General features: G+C 31.5%; 14 protein-coding genes. 3 read left to right on the top strand and 11 right to left on the bottom strand.

Annotated features, from left to right (window positions below):
• Positions 1 to 161: 161 nt before the first annotated feature.
• From WHD54_RS05775 to rplM, 7 genes are all read right to left on the bottom strand, one after another.
• Positions 162 to 2546: an efflux RND transporter permease subunit gene (locus tag WHD54_RS05775; protein WP_088323933.1), complete on the bottom strand. Its 2385-nt coding sequence runs from the start codon at positions 2544 to 2546 to the stop codon at positions 162 to 164.
• Between the two features lie 137 nt (positions 2547 to 2683).
• The gene (gene frr / locus WHD54_RS05770; RefSeq protein WP_088323934.1) at positions 2684 to 3238 is read right to left on the bottom strand and encodes a ribosome recycling factor; all 555 of its coding nucleotides are present in this window, start codon (positions 3236 to 3238) and stop codon (positions 2684 to 2686) included.
• A 41-nt stretch (positions 3239 to 3279) separates the two neighbouring features.
• Entirely contained in the window at positions 3280 to 3987 is a 708-nt protein-coding gene (gene pyrH, locus WHD54_RS05765; protein WP_088323935.1) for a UMP kinase, read from the bottom strand.
• A 215-nt stretch (positions 3988 to 4202) separates the two neighbouring features.
• Positions 4203 to 5168, bottom strand: coding sequence for a translation elongation factor Ts (gene tsf, locus WHD54_RS05760; RefSeq protein ID WP_088323936.1), 966 nt, complete (start codon positions 5166 to 5168; stop codon positions 4203 to 4205).
• 50 nt (positions 5169 to 5218) lie between these two features.
• Entirely contained in the window at positions 5219 to 6007 is a 789-nt protein-coding gene (rpsB, locus tag WHD54_RS05755; RefSeq protein ID WP_088323937.1) for a 30S ribosomal protein S2, read from the bottom strand.
• 151 nt (positions 6008 to 6158) lie between these two features.
• On the bottom strand, positions 6159 to 6545 hold the full coding sequence (rpsI, locus tag WHD54_RS05750) for a 30S ribosomal protein S9 (RefSeq protein WP_088323938.1): 387 nt from the start codon (positions 6543 to 6545) through the stop codon (positions 6159 to 6161).
• Positions 6545 to 7000, bottom strand: a complete 456-nt coding sequence (gene rplM, locus WHD54_RS05745) for a 50S ribosomal protein L13 (RefSeq protein WP_088323939.1) — start codon at positions 6998 to 7000, stop codon at positions 6545 to 6547. The genes rpsI and rplM overlap by 1 nt, the downstream gene beginning before the upstream one ends.
• Before the next feature lie 280 nt (positions 7001 to 7280).
• On the opposite strand from rplM, the gene WHD54_RS05740 reads away from it, so the two are divergent.
• Positions 7281 to 9920, top strand: a complete 2640-nt coding sequence (locus WHD54_RS05740; RefSeq protein WP_088324136.1) for a DUF5916 domain-containing protein — start codon at positions 7281 to 7283, stop codon at positions 9918 to 9920.
• A gap of 1 nt (position 9921) precedes the next feature.
• Here the strand turns inward: WHD54_RS05740 and WHD54_RS05735 are convergent, their stop codons facing one another.
• The 3 genes from WHD54_RS05735 to polA all read right to left on the bottom strand — a co-directional run bounded on the left by WHD54_RS05735 (position 9922) and on the right by polA (position 14212).
• Entirely contained in the window at positions 9922 to 10881 is a 960-nt protein-coding gene (locus WHD54_RS05735) for an L-threonylcarbamoyladenylate synthase (protein ID WP_088323940.1), read from the bottom strand.
• A 63-nt stretch (positions 10882 to 10944) separates the two neighbouring features.
• Positions 10945 to 11322 (bottom strand): hypothetical protein, encoded by a 378-nt coding sequence (locus tag WHD54_RS05730; RefSeq protein WP_088323941.1) that lies wholly within the window; start codon positions 11320 to 11322, stop codon positions 10945 to 10947.
• Between the two features lie 58 nt (positions 11323 to 11380).
• Positions 11381 to 14212, bottom strand: a complete 2832-nt coding sequence (gene polA, locus WHD54_RS05725) for a DNA polymerase I (protein ID WP_088323942.1) — start codon at positions 14210 to 14212, stop codon at positions 11381 to 11383.
• Between the two features lie 162 nt (positions 14213 to 14374).
• Between polA and WHD54_RS05720 the strand changes: the two genes are divergently transcribed.
• The gene (locus WHD54_RS05720) at positions 14375 to 15598 is read left to right on the top strand and encodes a metallophosphoesterase (RefSeq protein WP_088323943.1); all 1224 of its coding nucleotides are present in this window, start codon (positions 14375 to 14377) and stop codon (positions 15596 to 15598) included.
• Between the two features lie 88 nt (positions 15599 to 15686).
• Complete coding sequence (locus tag WHD54_RS05715) at positions 15687 to 15980, top strand: thioredoxin family protein (protein ID WP_088323944.1); 294 nt, start codon at positions 15687 to 15689, stop codon at positions 15978 to 15980.
• A 133-nt stretch (positions 15981 to 16113) separates the two neighbouring features.
• Here WHD54_RS05715 and WHD54_RS05710 read toward each other — a convergent pair whose 3' ends face one another.
• Complete coding sequence (locus WHD54_RS05710) at positions 16114 to 16752, bottom strand: polysaccharide deacetylase family protein (protein ID WP_088323945.1); 639 nt, start codon at positions 16750 to 16752, stop codon at positions 16114 to 16116.
• Between the last annotated feature and the right edge of the window lie 5 nt (positions 16753 to 16757).

Below are 16757 nucleotides of genomic sequence, written 5' to 3'. Positions count from 1 at the left end.
AAATCTACCATATATTTGAAGTATCTATTGAAAAAGAGAATTCAAAATTTTGCTATGAAAAAGATATTATTTGAATTGTTGTTATGAAATAGATAAGGGAAATTGAAATTTCGTTTAACTATGGAATTTAAACCTTTATTAGAGAAATCTAATAAAGGTTTTTAGTTTTCTAAATCCTCACTTTTTTCATCTTCTTTCGGAAAAATAACTAGTTTAGGCTCTTTAAATACCTTTTTATTGGCAATTTTCTTTTCGAAAGTTAACAAAAGAGAAGGTAGTAATAATAAGTTAGAAACCATTGCAAGCAATAGTGTTACAGAAACCAAACCACCTAAAGCAATAGTACCGCCAAAACTAGACAATGTAAATACTAAGAAACCAAAAAACAACACTATAGAAGTATAAAACATACTTACACCTGTTTCTCTCAATGCTGCATAAACAGAAGGTTTAATTTTCCATTTATTACCAATTAATTCTTGTCTGTATTTTGCCAAAAAGTGAATGGTATCATCTACTGAAATTCCAAAAGCAATACTAAAAACCAAAATAGTAGATGGTTTAATAGGAATGTTTAAAAAGCCCATTAAGCCTGCCGTAATTAATAATGGAAGCATATTTGGAATCAAGGAAATTAAAATCATTTGTGGTGAACGAAACATCCAAGCCATAAAAATAGCAATAAGTAAAATTGCTAAAGATAAAGAGATAACGAGATTTTTAATAAGATAATTAGTACCTTTTATAAATACCAGCGCTTTACCAGTAAGAGATACGCTATATTTTTCTGCTGGAAACTCTTTTGCAATTACAACTTTTAATCGCTCTTGAATAACATCCATTTTATCGGTGCCAATATCTTTCATAAAAGTTGTAATTCTTGCATAACGCCCTGTAGAGTCTACAAATGTTTTTAACATCCCGGCATCGCTATTAGAATTTTTTGTATAGGAAAAAATATAGCTTTGTTCTTGATTTGTAGGGAGTTGGTAGTATTTTGGATTTCCTTTATAATATGCTTGTTTAGAATATTTAACTAGGTTTACTACAGAAATAGGTTTAGAGAGTTCAGGAAAACTTTCGATGGCTTCATTTAATTCTTCCATCTTTTTTAGGGTAGATAATTTCATTACTCCCTTATCTCTTTTTGTATCTATCAAAATTTCTAGAGGCATTATACCACCAAATTCTTTCTCAAAAAATTTAATATCTTTATAGAACTCCATTTTTTTAGGCATGTCTTCGATAAGGCTTCCAGAAACTCTTATTTTATACACCCCAATAATACTCAATATGATAACGATAACGGTCGCAAAATAAATGGTAATTCGTTGATTTTTTACCATCTTCTCCATCCAATTTACTACATTTTCTATCCACTTTGTTTCTAAGTGACTTAAATGTTTTTTCTTTGGTAATGGCATAAAACTGTATATAATTGGCACAATAAGTAAGGCCAAAATAAATATACTAATAATGTTAACGGAGGCTAAAATTCCGAATTCTCTTAATAGGTTACTTTTTACAAATACAAAAGTGGCAAAACCAGAAGCGGTAGTAATATTAGTCATTAAAGTAGCGTTTCCAATTTTGGTAATTACTCTTTGTAAAGCTTTTGCTTGCTGACCATGTTTTTTTATTTCTTGCTGATATTTGTTAATTAAGAATACCGCATTTGGGACTCCAATAACAATAATTAGTGGAGGAATTAGGGCTGTTAAAACTGTAATTTCATAACCAAACCAACCAATAAATCCGAAGGCCCAAATAACACCAATTATTACCACTAAGAGTGTTATGAGTGTTGCTCTAAATGATCTAAAAAAGAAGAAGAAAATAAGCGCTGTAATAGCCAATGCACCTCCTACAAAAAGCACAATTTCATCTTGTATATTCTGTGCGTTTAACGTTCGGATATAGGGCATACCAGATACTCGAACATTAAGGTTGTTTTCTTTTTCAAACTTTTTTATTGCAGGGATTAATACATTAAAAATAAAATCTCTACGGATGGGTGTATTTATAATATTCTTTTTTATATAAATAGCTGTTTGTAGTGTACCAGTATTTTTATTGTAAAGTAAGTTGTCGTAAAATGGAAGTTTCTCAAAGAGCTGTTTTTTTATCGAATTAACTTCTTCTTTTGTACTTGGGTTTTTTTCATAAAGTGGTTCTAAAACAAACTTTCTTTTTTTTCTGTCTGCTTTTAATTTTTGAACATCTGCAATAGAAATGGTAAAGTCTATTTCTTCTCTTTCATCAAATTGTTCTACCAGCTTATTCCAAGCATTAAATTTTTTTGGAGTAAATACGGCACTGTCTTTTATGCCTAGGATTACTAAATTACCTTCCTCTCCAAAAATTTCTAGAAATTTATTATACTCTACATTCGTCTCATGATCTTCTGGTAATAAATTTGCTTCTGTATAAGAAAACTTCATATACTGCATTTGTGAAGCTAGTAAGCCTGTAATTATAGCAATTATAAGCAGTACCAAAAAGCGGTTTCTCAAAATAATGCTTGCAACTTTTGTCCAGAAATTCATTTAAATGATTTTTATGCAAAGGTAGCCAAAATAGAAATGGCTATAAAATATAAGAAGAGTGTTTTTAAACACTCTTCTTAATCTGTTATTCAGGTATATATCTTGTTTTTTAAAAATTATAAATCTTAAGCTTTAACTTAAACAGTCATAATTTCTTTTTCTTTTACAGAGAATTTTTCGTCTATATTTTTTACAAATGTATCTGTTAATTTTTGAACATCATCTTCAGATATTTTCTTCATATCGTCTGATATATCTAACTTTTTTATTTCATTATTTGCCTCTTTTCTGGCATTTCTTATACCAACTTTAGCATGTTCTGCCTCTGCTTTTGCTTGTTTTGCTAGCTCAATCCTTCTTTCTTCAGTAAGCGGAGGAACATTTATCATAATAATGTCGCCATTATTCATAGGATTAAAACCAAGGTTTGCAATTTGAATTGCTTTTTCTATGGGTTGCAGCATGTTTTTTTCCCAAGGTTGTACAGAAATAGTTCTAGGATCTGGGGTATTTATATTAGCTACTTGCCCTAAAGGGGTTTGTGCACCATAATAATCTACCATTACTGTTCCTAGCATTGCAGGTGTTGCTTTTCCTGCTCTTATAGAACGTAGTTCTTTTATTAAGTGATCTACTGCGCTATTCATTGCTTCTTTAGCGGTATCTAAAATAAATTCAATTTCTTCGTTCATCTTCAGTGTGTTTTAAAGATTTTATTTTTTCGGATTAAAAATTAATTATCAACAATAGTACCAATTTTTTCTCCAGATACGAGCTTTAATAAATTGCCATTTGTATTCATGTCAAAAACTATAATTGGTAAATTATTTTCTTCACTTAATGTAAAAGCAGTCATATCCATTACTTTTAATCCTTTATCGATCACTTCTTTAAAAGTAATTGTTTCGAATTTTACCGCATTTATATTTTTTTCTGGGTCTACATCATAAATACCATCTACTCTAGTTCCTTTTAAAATAGCGTCTGCATCTATTTCTATAGCTCTTAAAACAGCTGCCGTATCTGTAGTAAAATAAGGGTTTCCTGTGCCAGCTCCAAAAATAACTACGCGTCCTTTTTCTAAATGACGAATTGCTTTTCTTTTAATGTAAGGTTCTGCAACTTCTTTTATTTCTAATGCTGTTTGTAATCTTGTTTTTACATTTTCATCTTCTAAAGCACTTTGTAATGCAAGACCATTTATACAAGTTGCTAGCATTCCCATATGGTCTCCTTGAACTCTATCCATACCGTTTGCAGCTCCTGCTACACCTCTAAAAATGTTTCCACCGCCAATAACTATGGCAACTTCTACACCAGTAGCTACAATTTCTTTTATTTCTTTTGCATATTCAGAAAGTCTTTTCGGGTCGATACCGTATTGTCTTTCTCCCATTAATGCTTCTCCACTTAATTTTAGGAGAATTCTTTTGTATTGCATATAGCGTTTCTTTTTTGTGCTTTTAAATGAAAAATCTGGTTGCGCAAAATTACGTTTTTTTTTTGATTTTCTTTTTTTTGATTTCTACTTTTACTTTCAAGTTTTTAGAGGTTCTTTTTAGTAAGGTAAATGCACAAAAAAACCTCATTTTCAAAAATAAATTGAAAATGAGGTTTACAATATAATAAGTAAACTGAACTAGTTTCAGTAAAATATTATCCTAATGTAACTCTTTTAAAAGAAGAAACTTCAACATTACCATATGACTTTACATATTCGGCAACATTTTTCTTTTCGTCTTTAATAAAAGCTTGATCTAAAAGACATTGCTCCATATCTAGAGTGGTATTGTCTGAAATAAATCTTTCCATTTTACCAGGTAAAATTCTGTCCCAAATTTGTTCTGGTTTTCCTTCAGCTTTTAATTCTGCCTTTGCAGCTTCTTCAGCTTTTGCTAAAACTTCGTCCGTTAATTGAGATCTAGAAATAAATTGAGGAACATTTTTTAATGTCTTACCTAATCTCCCTAATTCAATATTGTCCTTTTCTATAACTGCTATTCTAGCTTCTGTTTCTGCGGCTACATAAGCAGGATCAAAATCTTTGTAAGATAAGGTTGTTGCACCCATAGAAGCAACTTGCATTGCAATATCTTTAGCTAATGTTTCTGCGTTATCTACTACTGCAGATAAACCTACTAAAGCAGCAATCTTACCAATGTGAGTGTAAGCACCAACATAAGCAGCTTCTACTTTTTCAAAAGCTGTGATATCTAATTTTTCTCCAATAACACCAGTTTGTTCCACTAATTTATCAGCTACTGTCATACCATCAAAATCTGCAGCTAAGAATTCTTCTTTACTGTTGTAGTTTAACGCGATGTCTGCAAATTGATTTCCTAAAGCTACGAAAGATTCGTTTTTACCAACAAAATCTGTTTCACAAGCTAATACAATGGCAACACCAGCAGTTTTAGCATCGTTAATTTTTGTTACGGCAACACCTTCTGTAGATTCTCTATCGGCTCTTTTTGCAGCAATTTTCTGACCTTTTTTACGTAAAATATTTATTGCTTCGTCAAAGTTTCCTTCTGCTTCTACTAATGCCTTTTTACAGTCCATCATTCCAGCTCCGGTTGCTTCTCTTAATTTTTTAACATCAGCAGCACTTATTTTTACCATGTCACTTTATTTTTTAATAAGAAATACAAAATTTCTTAGTCGTTATTAAATTATTTATTTTCTTCTGTAGATTCTTTAGCAACTTCAACTTTAGCTTCTGCAGCTTTTGGAGCAGCAGTTTCTTTCGTTTCTTTTACTTTTTCTTTATCAGATTTTCTTTCAGACAAACCTTCTGCAATTGCATCAGTAACAAAAGATAAAACTTTGTCTATAGACTTAGAAGCATCGTCGTTAGCTGGAATTACATAATCTACTTGTCTTGGATCTGAATTGGTATCTACCATTGCAAAAATTGGAATGTTCAATTTTTGAGCCTCAGCTACTGCAATGTGTTCTTTTTTAATATCTACTACAAATAATGCACCAGGTAAACGAGTCATATCTGAAATAGAACCTAAATTCTTTTCTAATTTTTCTCTCTGACGATTAATTTGTAACTTTTCTCTCTTAGACAATGCATCAAAAGAACCATCTGTTTTCATTCTATCAATTTGAGCCATTTTTTTAACAGCTTTTCTAATAGTAACAAAGTTGGTTAACATTCCTCCAGGCCATCTTTCGGTAATGTAAGGCATGCTTACTGCTTTCGATTTTTCTGCAACAATATCTTTTGCTTGTTTTTTTGTAGCTACAAATAAAATTTTACGTCCAGAATTTGCAATCTTTTTTAAAGCTTCTGAAGTTTCTTCTATTTTAGCTGCTGTTTTATACAAGTCGATAATGTGAACTCCATTTCTTTCTGTATAAATGTATGGAGCCATGTTTGGGTTCCATTTTCTAGTAAGGTGTCCGAAATGTACACCATTGTCTAATAATTCTTGAATGTTTACGTTTGCCATTTTTTAAATGTGTTTACTTTCTGTTTTGAAATCAATATATAAGTAGCGCTTTCTTAAAAGAGGTCCTATATATTTAGATACTAAACTGTTTATATTAATTGTTTGTAATAGTAACAGTTCCCAAAAACATAATTTCGAAAAATTTCGAATATTAACGTTTCGAGAATTGGAATTTCTTACGTGCTTTTTTCTGACCAAATTTCTTACGTTCAACCATTCTTGGGTCTCTCGTTAATAATCCTTCTGGTTTTAAAATAGCTCTATGGTCTGCATCTATTGCAACTAAAGCTCTTGTAATTGCCAAACGAATTGCTTCTGCTTGCCCAGTTACACCACCACCATAAACATTTACTTTAATGTCATAAGACGTTAAGTTTTCTGTTAGCATAAGTGGTTGTTGTACTTTATATTGTAAGGTTCCTGTAGTAAAGTAACTTTTAAAGTCTTTTTTGTTTACAGTAATGTTTCCTTTTCCTTCTGTAAGATAAATACGAGCAACAGCTGTTTTTCTTCTACCTATTTTGTGAACTGTTTCCATTATTTAAGATCGTTAAGGTTAATAGCTTTCGGTTCTTGACCCGCTTGTTTGTGTTCTGTACCTGCATATACATACAAGTTTCTGTACAAAGCTGCTCCTAAAATATTTTTAGGTAACATTCCTTTTACTGCTTTTTCGATTAATCTTGTTGGATCTTTCTCAAACATTTCTGTTGCAGTTAATGATCTTTGTCCTCCTGGATATCCTGTATGACGAATGTAAGATTTGTCTTTCCACTTGTTTCCAGTTAAAACAATTTTTTCTGCGTTGATAATAACCACGTTGTCTCCACAATCTACGTGAGGAGTATAATTTGGCTTGTATTTACCTCTAATTAGCTTTGCTACTTTAGAAGCTAGACGACCCAACGTTTGCCCGTCCGCATCAACTAAAACCCACTCCTTGTTTACGGTAGCGCTGTTTGCTGATACTGTTTTGTAACTTAATGTGTTCATAATTACACGATTAGTTTTTGTTACTATTTACTGTGTTTATAAACAGCAAATAGATGATTTATATTCATTTTTTCCCTTAAAAAAGGAGTGCAAATGTAAGGCTATTTATTTAATTGACAAATAGACTTTTATAATATTTTTTGATACGATTTACTCTCCAATACTTTTTTTTAAAATTAACAGAATCTTAAGATATATTTAAGAAAGTAGAAACCTACTTTTGTACCATCGTTTTTTTGTTAAAATGATGTTATTCAACCAAAAACAATCAAAAAAATTAATGAGATTCTCTAAACTAATACTCGGTTTTGGTATCCTTTTTACATTTCATTTTAATGCTCAAGAAATTGCTGTAAACAAAGTCCCTAAAAGAATATACACCACAAAAAAACTAGTAAAAACTCCAGTTATAGATGGGTTAATTACAGAAGACGCTTGGAATATTGTTCCTTGGTCTACTGATTTTGTTCAGAAAACACCTAACGAAGGTGTGGCACCAACTTTTCAAACTAAGTTTAAGGTAATGTACGATGCAAAATATTTGTACATTGCTGTGAGAGCTTTTGATGATGCTCCTAACTTAATACAACAGCGTTTAAGTAGGCGAGATGGTTTTGCAGGAGATAGGGTGAATGTTATTATAGATAGTTATCACGACAAAAGAACAGCGTTTGTTTTTACAACAACTGCTGCAGGTGTAAAAGGTGAGGAAATTGTTACTCAAAATGGAGATAATTGGGATGAAAGTTGGAATCCTGTTTGGTTTACCGATGCCAATTTAGATGATAAAGGTTGGACTGCAGAAATGAAAATTCCTTTAAGTCAACTTCGATTCGGAGATGCCAAAGAACAAATTTGGGGTTTTAACGTAAATAGAACTCTTTTTCGAGCCAATGAAAGGTCGTTATGGCAAAGAATACCCAACGAGCAAGCGGGTTTTATTAGTGAAGCTGGTGAGTTACATGGTTTAATTAATTTAAAATCTCAAAAGCAATTAGAAATTCAACCTTTTACAGTATTGCAGTACGATTCATATCCAGCAGAAGCTGGCAATCCATACAGAACCGGTAATGATTTTAATATTAACGGTGGTTTGGATGCCAAAATTGGTATTACTAACGATTTAACGTTAGATTTAACTATAAATCCAGATTTTGGTCAAGTAGAAGCAGATCCTGGTGCCATTGCATTAGATGGGTTTCAAATATTTTTTAGAGAGCAAAGACCTTTTTTTGTGGAAAATAAAAATATATTTGATTTTGAATTTGCCAATGGCAGAGACAATCTTTTTTATAGTCGTAGAGTAGGTAGAAACCCACATAGGAGTCCGAATTTAAGTAACGGAGAATTTGCAGATGTTCCTCAAAACTCCACAATTTTAGGAGCTGCTAAGTTTTCTGGAAAAACACAAAATGGCTGGTCTATTGGTGTTTTAGAAAGTGTAACTGCAAATGAATATGCAGAGGTTAGAGAAACAGATGGCAGCACAAGAGAGGAGATTGTAGAGCCTTTAACTAACTTTTTTGTGGCTCGTGCACAAAAAGATTTTAATGAAAGGAATTCTTTTTTAGGAGGTATTTTTACCGCAACAAATAGAAATTTGGCGGGTAATTTTTCTGAGCTGCATAAGGCTGCATACACAGGAGGTATCGATTTTAGACATGTGTGGCGAAAAAGAGATTTTTATGTAGAGGGAAATACTATTATAAGTCATGTTTTAGGAAGCGAAGAAGCGATAGAAAATACACAAAAATCGATGGCTAGACTTTTTCAAAGACCAGGTGCATCGCATGTAAATCTAGATGTTACAAGAACTTCTTTAACTGGTACTGGAGGTAGAATTGAAGCAGGAAAACAAGGAGGTGGCCATTGGCGATATGGTGGTGGTTTTGTATGGAGATCTCCAGAGCTAGAACTGAATGATGTTGGTTTTTTAAGGCAAACAGACGAAATGATTCAGTATGCTCAAGGGCGTTATTTATGGTTTGTCCCCAAAGGCATTTACAGAGATATTACGGTTAGTTTAGAACAGTCTTCTACTTATGATTTTGGCGGAAATTTAAACAGATTTAGATATGAGCTTCAGGGAAATGCCAACTGGAAAAATAATTGGGGTACAGAAATTGGTGTTGGCGCAAGCAGTCAAATTCACAGAAATGCTTTTTTAAGAGGAGGTCCAAGATGGCGAGCGGCAGATGATCATTTTATGTATGGTTTTGTAAATTCCGATAGAAGTAAAAAATTTAGTTTTACAGTTGGGTATGTTGCTATTAGAAGTGAAGAAGATGTATTTACTAGAAATAGGTATGTTTTTAGAATGAATTACCAGCCTTTCGATGCTTTTAGCATGTCTTTAAACAACGAGTTAGAGCAAACAATAGACAAAACACAGTATGTTTCTACTACAAACTTCGGAACCGATAAAAGATATATTTTAGGAACTATTAAAAACGATTCTTGGACTACAACTTTGCGGTTGAATTATAGTATTAATCCAGATTTTTCTATTCAATTTTATGGTCAACCATTTATATCTCGGGGAAGGTATTCCGATTTTAATTATGTAAATAACCCGGTAGCTAGTTCATTTAAAAATCGTGTAAACTTATATGAAGATAGTCAAATAACTTCTCAGATTGATGCCAATGGGAATGAAACTTTTTTAATTGATGAAAATTTAAATTCTAGTACAGACTATTCTTTTGCAAAACCAGATTTCTCTTTTGTTCAATTACAAACAAATTTGGTTGTTCGATGGGAATACATTCCGGGTTCAGAGTTGTTTTTTGTATGGGCAAGAGGTTCTGTAGGTTCTCAAGACTTTAATGATTCACTTGGTCAGAGTATTAGAACACAGGTTTTTGATACCCCTGCAAATGATACTTTTTTAATTAAAGCTACCTATCGTTTTGTAAGATAATTTATTTAAAAGTAGCTCGCTGTAACCTATCATTAATAGATTTTCCTAAATCATTTTCTGGAAAACGTTCTGCTATTATGATATCTAAATTTTTTGCATCTAATTGATGCATTGCTGCATATAATTTTGCGGCTGCTTCTTCAAAAAAACCATTTTTGGATAACACTATTTCAGTTATTGTATCATCATTTAAAGAATCTTTAAAGGTTAAAACTCCAATTTTTTTTGAGGAATGTTTTTGTATTTCAGCACGTACATCATTAACGAGAAGTGTAGTCGTTTTTGGCGCATAATGTCTTGCTAGCATTCCAGGAGCATCTGGTTTATTTTCTTTATTATTTTTTACGCTAACTTTACCAATAACAGCTTCAATTTTTTCTATTGATAAAGCTCCCAACCTATACACTACAGGAGTTTCATCTTCGAAACCAATAATAGTAGATTCGATACCGTTTTTACATGAGCCACCGTCTAAAACTTGTTGAATGTTATTTTTAAAATAGTGTGCTACATGTGTTGGTTTTGTAGGGCTAATACTTCCAAAGGGATTTGCACTTGGTGCTGCTAAAGGAAAAGGTAACAGGTTTAAAAGTTGTAATGTTATTGGGTGATTTGGTATGCGAACTGCTACAGTATCTTTTCCTGCGGTAATTAAATCGGGTACTGCGTTATTTTTTTTTAATACCAAAGTTAAAGAGCCAGGCCAAAAAGCACTTGCTAATATTTTTGCTTTTTCGGGTACATAACTTGCTATACTTTCTAGTTTTTCAATCGAAGATATATGAACAATTAGCGGGTTAAAAAAAGGCCTTTGTTTGGTAGAAAATATTTTTTTTATAGCTTTTTCACTAAAAATATTACCTGCCAACCCATAAACAGTTTCTGTTGGAATTGCTACCAATTCGTTATTGGTTAAAAGGCTTACTGCTTTTTGTATGTCTTTAGAAATTATTGTTTCCATTGTTTTGCAAAATTACATATAAAATGAATTTCTAACACTTATAGTTGTATGAAAAGTACATTATTAATTTGCATGAGGCGCAAACAATAAATCTGTTGGTGTATCGATGTCATATAAATATTGATAACCTTTCGATTCTTTTTTACAAAAAGGATCTAATAAAGAAATCATTTTTATAAAACCATCTAGTGTTAAAATACAAAAAAATGTTTGGTTGTCTTTAGTTAATATTCCTTCATCAGTTTTAAAAAGCCCAAATATAAGATTGTAATTTTCTGTATTTACAAAATCTATGAGAGACAAATCTAACTTTTGCTTTTTGTTTATAACGGTTTCTTGCAATAGATTTCTAAACTTTATTGCCTCTGCTTTGTCAAAATCAAATAGTCTAACAATGTTTTCATTAAGTCCGTTGTAATTGTCTAAATAATCTAATTGCATTGTTTTTTAAAATAGGTATTTTGTTTTCCTGAGAATGAATTTTTAATACACTTTTTTATTAATGTGCTTCTAGCCAGTTTTGTCCCATATCTATCTCAACATCTAAAGGAACACTCATTTTAAAAGCGTTTTCCATTTCGTATTTTATAATTGGTTTTATCGTTTCTAATTCGTCTTTATGAGCATCAAAAACTAGTTCATCATGAACTTGTAAAAGCATTTTAGATTTAAAATTTTCCTTTTCAAAACGTTGGTGAATATGAATCATTGCTAACTTAATAATATCAGCAGCAGAGCCTTGTATTGGGGCATTTACAGCATTTCTTTCGGCACCACTTCTTACCATGGCATTTCTAGAATTAATGTCTTTTAAATATCTACGCCTTTTTAAAACAGTTTCTACATACCCTTTTTCTCTAGCAAAATCTACTTGAGAAGTCATGTAGGCTTTTAACTTCGGATAGGTTTCATAGTAGGTATCTATTAGTTCTTTAGCTTCGCTTCTAGATAGGTTTGTTTGGTTGCTTAATCCGAATGCAGAAACTCCATAAATTATTCCAAAATTTACTGTTTTAGCATTGCTACGTTGCTCTCTCGTAACCTCTTCTAAAGGCACATTAAAAACTTTTGCTGCAGTAGATGCATGAATATCTTCTCCATTTTTAAAGGCATTTATCATGTTTTCTTCTTCACTTAATGCGGCAATTATTCTTAACTCTATTTGAGAGTAATCGGCAGCAAGTAAAACATAATTGTCATTTCTCGGTACAAACGCTTTTCTAACCTCTCTACCACGTGTTGTTCTAATTGGTATATTTTGTAAATTTGGGTTGTTAGAGCTTAATCGGCCAGTAGCGGCAACAGCTTGCATATATTCGGTATGAATTCTATTTGTTTTTTTATTTACTTCATTCGGTAAAGCATCTACATAGGTGCTAAGTAATTTTTTATACTGACGGTATTCTTGTATATTTCTAATAATTTGATGTTCTTTTGCTAGGAAAGATAATATATCCTCTCCCGTAGCGTATTGACCAGTTTTGGTTTTTTTAGGTTTTTTTACCAACGCTAGTTTTTCGAATAAAATAATACCAAGTTGTTTCGGAGAGGCAATATTAAACTCTTCTCCAGCTTCTTCATAAATACTTTTTTCCAAACGATTAATGTCTTCGGTTAATGCACTGGAAAGTCCTTTTAAAAAATTGATATCTATATTTATACCTTCCACTTCCATGGCAGTTAGTACAGCAACAAGAGGCAATTCTATATTATTAAATAGTTCCATTACATTACCACTTTCTAACTCTTTTGTAAACAATTGTTTAAGCTGAAAAGTAATGTCTGCATCTTCTACCGCATACTCAGTTTGTTGGTCTAATGGAATAGCTCTCATAGAAAGCTGGTTTTTACCTTTTTTACCAATCAACTCTGTAATGGATACAGGTTGGTAATTTAAATATGTTTCTGCTAAAATATCCATATTATGACGCATATCTGGGTTTATGAGGTAATGTGCAATCATAGTATCAAAAAGTTTACCTTTTACAGAGATATTGTAATTAGATAATACTTTTAAATCATATTTTAAATTATGACCAATTTTTTCGATATCACTCTCAAAAAAAGGTCTAAATTCCTCTAAAATGGTAGTTGTTTCTTCTTCGTTTTCCGGAAAAGAAACATAATACCCTTTTCCTTTTTCAAAACAAAATGCAATACCCACAAGAGATACTTCTAGAGCTTTTAAACCGGTAGTTTCTGTATCGAAACAAACAGATTTTTGACTCATTAGTTTACGAATTAACAATTTTCTAGAGAGTTCTGTATCTATAAGTTGATAAAAGTGGGTAGTATTGGCAATAGTTTTGAAGCCAGCGGCGATATCTGTTTCAGAAACATTACCAGCGCCGGGTGCAGCAAATAAATCGAACTGACCTTCTATTTCTTTTTTGGGAGATGTAGTATTGTCTTTTGGTACAGCCTCTACAACTGTTTTTTCTGTATTTTCTGATGCAAAAGTTCGGGTAAAGTTGGTGAGTAAGTTTCTAAATTCTAATTCGTTAAAAAGGGACGTTACTTTTTCTATATCTGGTTGCTCTAGTTCAAAATCTTCAGCATTAAAAGTTACAGGAACATCTAACATTATGGTAGCTAATTTTTTAGAAAGAAGACCTAGTTCTTTTGCTGCTTCTACTTTTTCTTTCATTTTACCTTTTAGTTGATCGGTATTTGCTAAAAGGTTTTCCATAGAACCGAATTGTGCCAGGAATTTTTTAGCTGTTTTTTCTCCAACACCTGGTAACCCCGGAATATTATCGGCAGAATCTCCCATCATTCCAAGAAAATCAATAACTTGTTCTGGTCTTTCTACCTCAAATTTTTCTTTTACTTCGGGCACGCCCCAAATATCATAACCACCTCCAAAACGAGGTTTGTACATAAAAATGTTTTCAGATACTAACTGCGCAAAATCTTTGTCTGGTGTTACCATAAAAGTTTTGTAACCTTCTTTTTCTGCTTGTTTAGAAAGGGTTCCAATAACATCATCTGCCTCAAAACCTTCTTTAACCATAATAGGAATGTGCATGGCCTTTAAAATTTCCATAATGTAAGGTACGGCCAGTTTTATAGCTTCAGGAGTTTCATCTCTATTTGCTTTATAAGCTTCAAACATTTCTACTCTGTCGGTGCTTCCTCCTTTATCGAAACAAACAGCCAATTTGTCTGGTCTTTCTCTTTTTATAACATCTAGCAGCGAGTTCATAAACCCCATAATAGCAGAGGTGTCGAGTCCTTTAGAATTTATTCTAGGGTTTTTTATAAATGCATAATATCCTCTAAAAATTAATGCATAAGCATCTACTAAAAAAACTCTTTTTTGATGTGACATAGTAGTAATTTGTTTTTAAATAAGTTGTTTATATAATAAAAAACGGTTTTGTAATCGTGTTTTTTATAAACGCAGTAAAGCTACAAAACTTTAACATCCTATTAAAATTCAATCGGTATTATAAAAACTATCTTTGATGAAATTTTAATTGAAAATAACACCATGAAAATTGCTGTAAGACTTTTGGTATTTATTGTTATTATTGTTTTGTTAGAGGTGTATGCTTTTCAAGCGATAAAAACAATTACAAAAAGTAAATTTTTCAGATACTTTTGGTGGGTAGTTACCGCAGCAGTATATTTAAATATTTTATATGTAGCCTTAACCTATGACAAAAGCCAGGGTCAAACGCCACAATTTCAAATGGCAATGGGTATTTTACTAACTGTAACCATACCAAAATTAGTGCTTTTATTTTTTGTTTTTGGTGAAGATATTTACAGAGTTTTCTTAAAAATAATTTCTTATTTTTCTGCTACAGACATCCAACCTTTGGTTGGTAGAAGAAAGTTTATTTCTCAAATAGCACTTGGTTTAGCAGCCATTCCTTTTGTGTCTTTTATATATGGAATAATTCAAGGAAAATACAATTATAAGGTAATTAAATACCAACTTTCTTTTAAAGATTTACCCGCAGCTTTTGATGGTTTTAAGATTACTCATATTTCAGATATTCATTCTGGTAGTTTTACTAACAAAGAAAAAATACAGTATGGTGTAGATTTAATAAACAACCAACAATCTGATGTTATTTTGTTTACTGGAGATATTGTAAATAACAAAGCATCAGAAATGGATAACTGGATTGATGTTTTTGATAAGTTACATGCCAAAGCAGGTAAGTTTTCTGTATTGGGAAATCATGATTATGGAGATTATATGTCTTGGAAAAAGCCTCAAGATAAATTAGATAATTTCGAAAAAGTAAAAGAAATTCACCAAAAAATTGGTTTCGATTTATTGTTAAATGAACATCGTTATTTAGAGAAAAACGGACAAAGAATAGCGTTAGTCGGAGTAGAAAATTGGGGCAAAGGAGGTTTTCAAAAAAAAGGAGATTTGCAAGCAGCTTCTAAAAATGTGAACAAAGCAGATTTTAAAGTACTAATGTCTCACGACCCAAGTCATTGGGATGTTAAAGTTAAAAAAGATGATTTTAACTATCAATTAACCCTAAGCGGCCATACACACGGTTTACAAATGGGTATTGAAATACCTGGATGGTTTAAGTGGAGTCCATCTAAATTTGTATATAAACAATGGGCAGGATTATACCAAGAATTTGACAGATTTATTAATGTTAATAGAGGTTTTGGATATCATGCCTTTCCTGGGCGAGTTGGTATTTGGCCAGAAATTTCGGTTATTGAACTTAAAAAAGCCTGATAATCAACCAACTTACATTTTTTTTATTTATCTTTGTAGAACGACATAATATTTCATATATGTTTTTCCCCCTAAAAAACTTATAATTATGACAAAATTTGGTGACTTAATCAGTGCACAAAAACCTGTTTTAATCGATTTTTATTCAGATTTAGAGGGAACAAAGGAAACTACAAAATCTTTAAGAAGCGTTTCTGCCGTTTTTGGTGAGAAGGCAAAAATTATTAAAATAGACGTTGTTAAAAACGAACTACTTGCAGATGCTTTAGAGGTAAAAGAAAACCCTACTTTTATGATTTATAAAGAAGGGCAAATGAAATGGCGCCACTCTGGCTCTCTAGAAACTAACGATTTAATAGATTTAGTACAACAATATTTGTAGTATTTATTGTTTTTTTTATTAAAGTTATTACAAGTGTTTCTTTACACTCATAATTTTAATATACTAAAAGCAGCTTCCTTTTGTTAGGTTTTAAAAATAATAACAAACTCATTAAAATAAACAAATGAGAATATTATTTTATTGCCTTAAAAGTTAGTTTTTGTAATGTAAAATCTTTCATTATTTGGGGTAGAACATATTTTAGTTTTTCTGAGGCTTTTAAACTGTCGTGAAAAACTATAATGTTTCCTTTTTTGGTGTTTTTTAAAACGTTTTGTAAACAATTTTCTTTAGAAACTTTACTGTCAAAATCTGCCGAAAGAACAGTCCACATAACAATTTTATACCCTCTTTTTATAATTTCTTTAGCCTTTTTATTAGTTATTTTTCCATAGGGAGGTCTAAATAATTTCTTATCTGATACTGTAAATTTATGTATAATGGTATCACACATTTCTACCTCTCTTATATAACTTTTAACTGAGGTTTTCCAGCCATTTTTATGATGTTGTGTGTGATTACCAACGCTATGACCTTCATCAACTATTCTTTTGAATAAGTTTGGGTGCTTTTCTATGTTTTTTCCAATACAAAAAAAAGTTGCCTTTGCATTATACTTTTTTAAAATATCTAAAACAAAAGGAGTGATTTCTGGTGTTGGGCCGTCATCGAAAGTTAGGTAAACGTCTTTTTTATTAGTAGAAAAACGCCAAATATATTTAGAGTAAATCCTCGAAATAATACTTGGCGTTTTAATTAAATAGGTTTTCATAGTTT

The sequence above is a fragment of the Polaribacter tangerinus genome, assembly GCF_038024095.1.
Classification (GTDB): domain Bacteria; phylum Bacteroidota; class Bacteroidia; order Flavobacteriales; family Flavobacteriaceae; genus Polaribacter; species Polaribacter tangerinus.
Note: the sequence above shows the minus strand (reverse complement) of the source record. Positions and strands in the feature narration are given on the sequence as shown.

Coding starts and splice junctions, on each gene's coding strand:
- rpsB (WP_088323937.1), bottom strand. CDS start 6,007: ATGGCAAACGTAAACATTCAAGAATTATTAGACAATGGTGTACATTTC.
- WHD54_RS05715 (WP_088323944.1), top strand. CDS start 15,687: ATGACAAAATTTGGTGACTTAATCAGTGCACAAAAACCTGTTTTAATC.
- WHD54_RS05710 (WP_088323945.1), bottom strand. CDS start 16,752: ATGAAAACCTATTTAATTAAAACGCCAAGTATTATTTCGAGGATTTAC.
- tsf (WP_088323936.1), bottom strand. CDS start 5,168: ATGGTAAAAATAAGTGCTGCTGATGTTAAAAAATTAAGAGAAGCAACC.
- polA (WP_088323942.1), bottom strand. CDS start 14,212: ATGTCACATCAAAAAAGAGTTTTTTTAGTAGATGCTTATGCATTAATT.
- rplM (WP_088323939.1), bottom strand. CDS start 7,000: ATGAACACATTAAGTTACAAAACAGTATCAGCAAACAGCGCTACCGTA.
- WHD54_RS05730 (WP_088323941.1), bottom strand. CDS start 11,322: ATGCAATTAGATTATTTAGACAATTACAACGGACTTAATGAAAACATT.
- WHD54_RS05775 (WP_088323933.1), bottom strand. CDS start 2,546: ATGAATTTCTGGACAAAAGTTGCAAGCATTATTTTGAGAAACCGCTTT.
- frr (WP_088323934.1), bottom strand. CDS start 3,238: ATGAACGAAGAAATTGAATTTATTTTAGATACCGCTAAAGAAGCAATG.
- WHD54_RS05735 (WP_088323940.1), bottom strand. CDS start 10,881: ATGGAAACAATAATTTCTAAAGACATACAAAAAGCAGTAAGCCTTTTA.
- pyrH (WP_088323935.1), bottom strand. CDS start 3,987: ATGCAATACAAAAGAATTCTCCTAAAATTAAGTGGAGAAGCATTAATG.
- WHD54_RS05720 (WP_088323943.1), top strand. CDS start 14,375: ATGAAAATTGCTGTAAGACTTTTGGTATTTATTGTTATTATTGTTTTG.
- WHD54_RS05740 (WP_088324136.1), top strand. CDS start 7,281: ATGAGATTCTCTAAACTAATACTCGGTTTTGGTATCCTTTTTACATTT.
- rpsI (WP_088323938.1), bottom strand. CDS start 6,545: ATGGAAACAGTTCACAAAATAGGTAGAAGAAAAACAGCTGTTGCTCGT.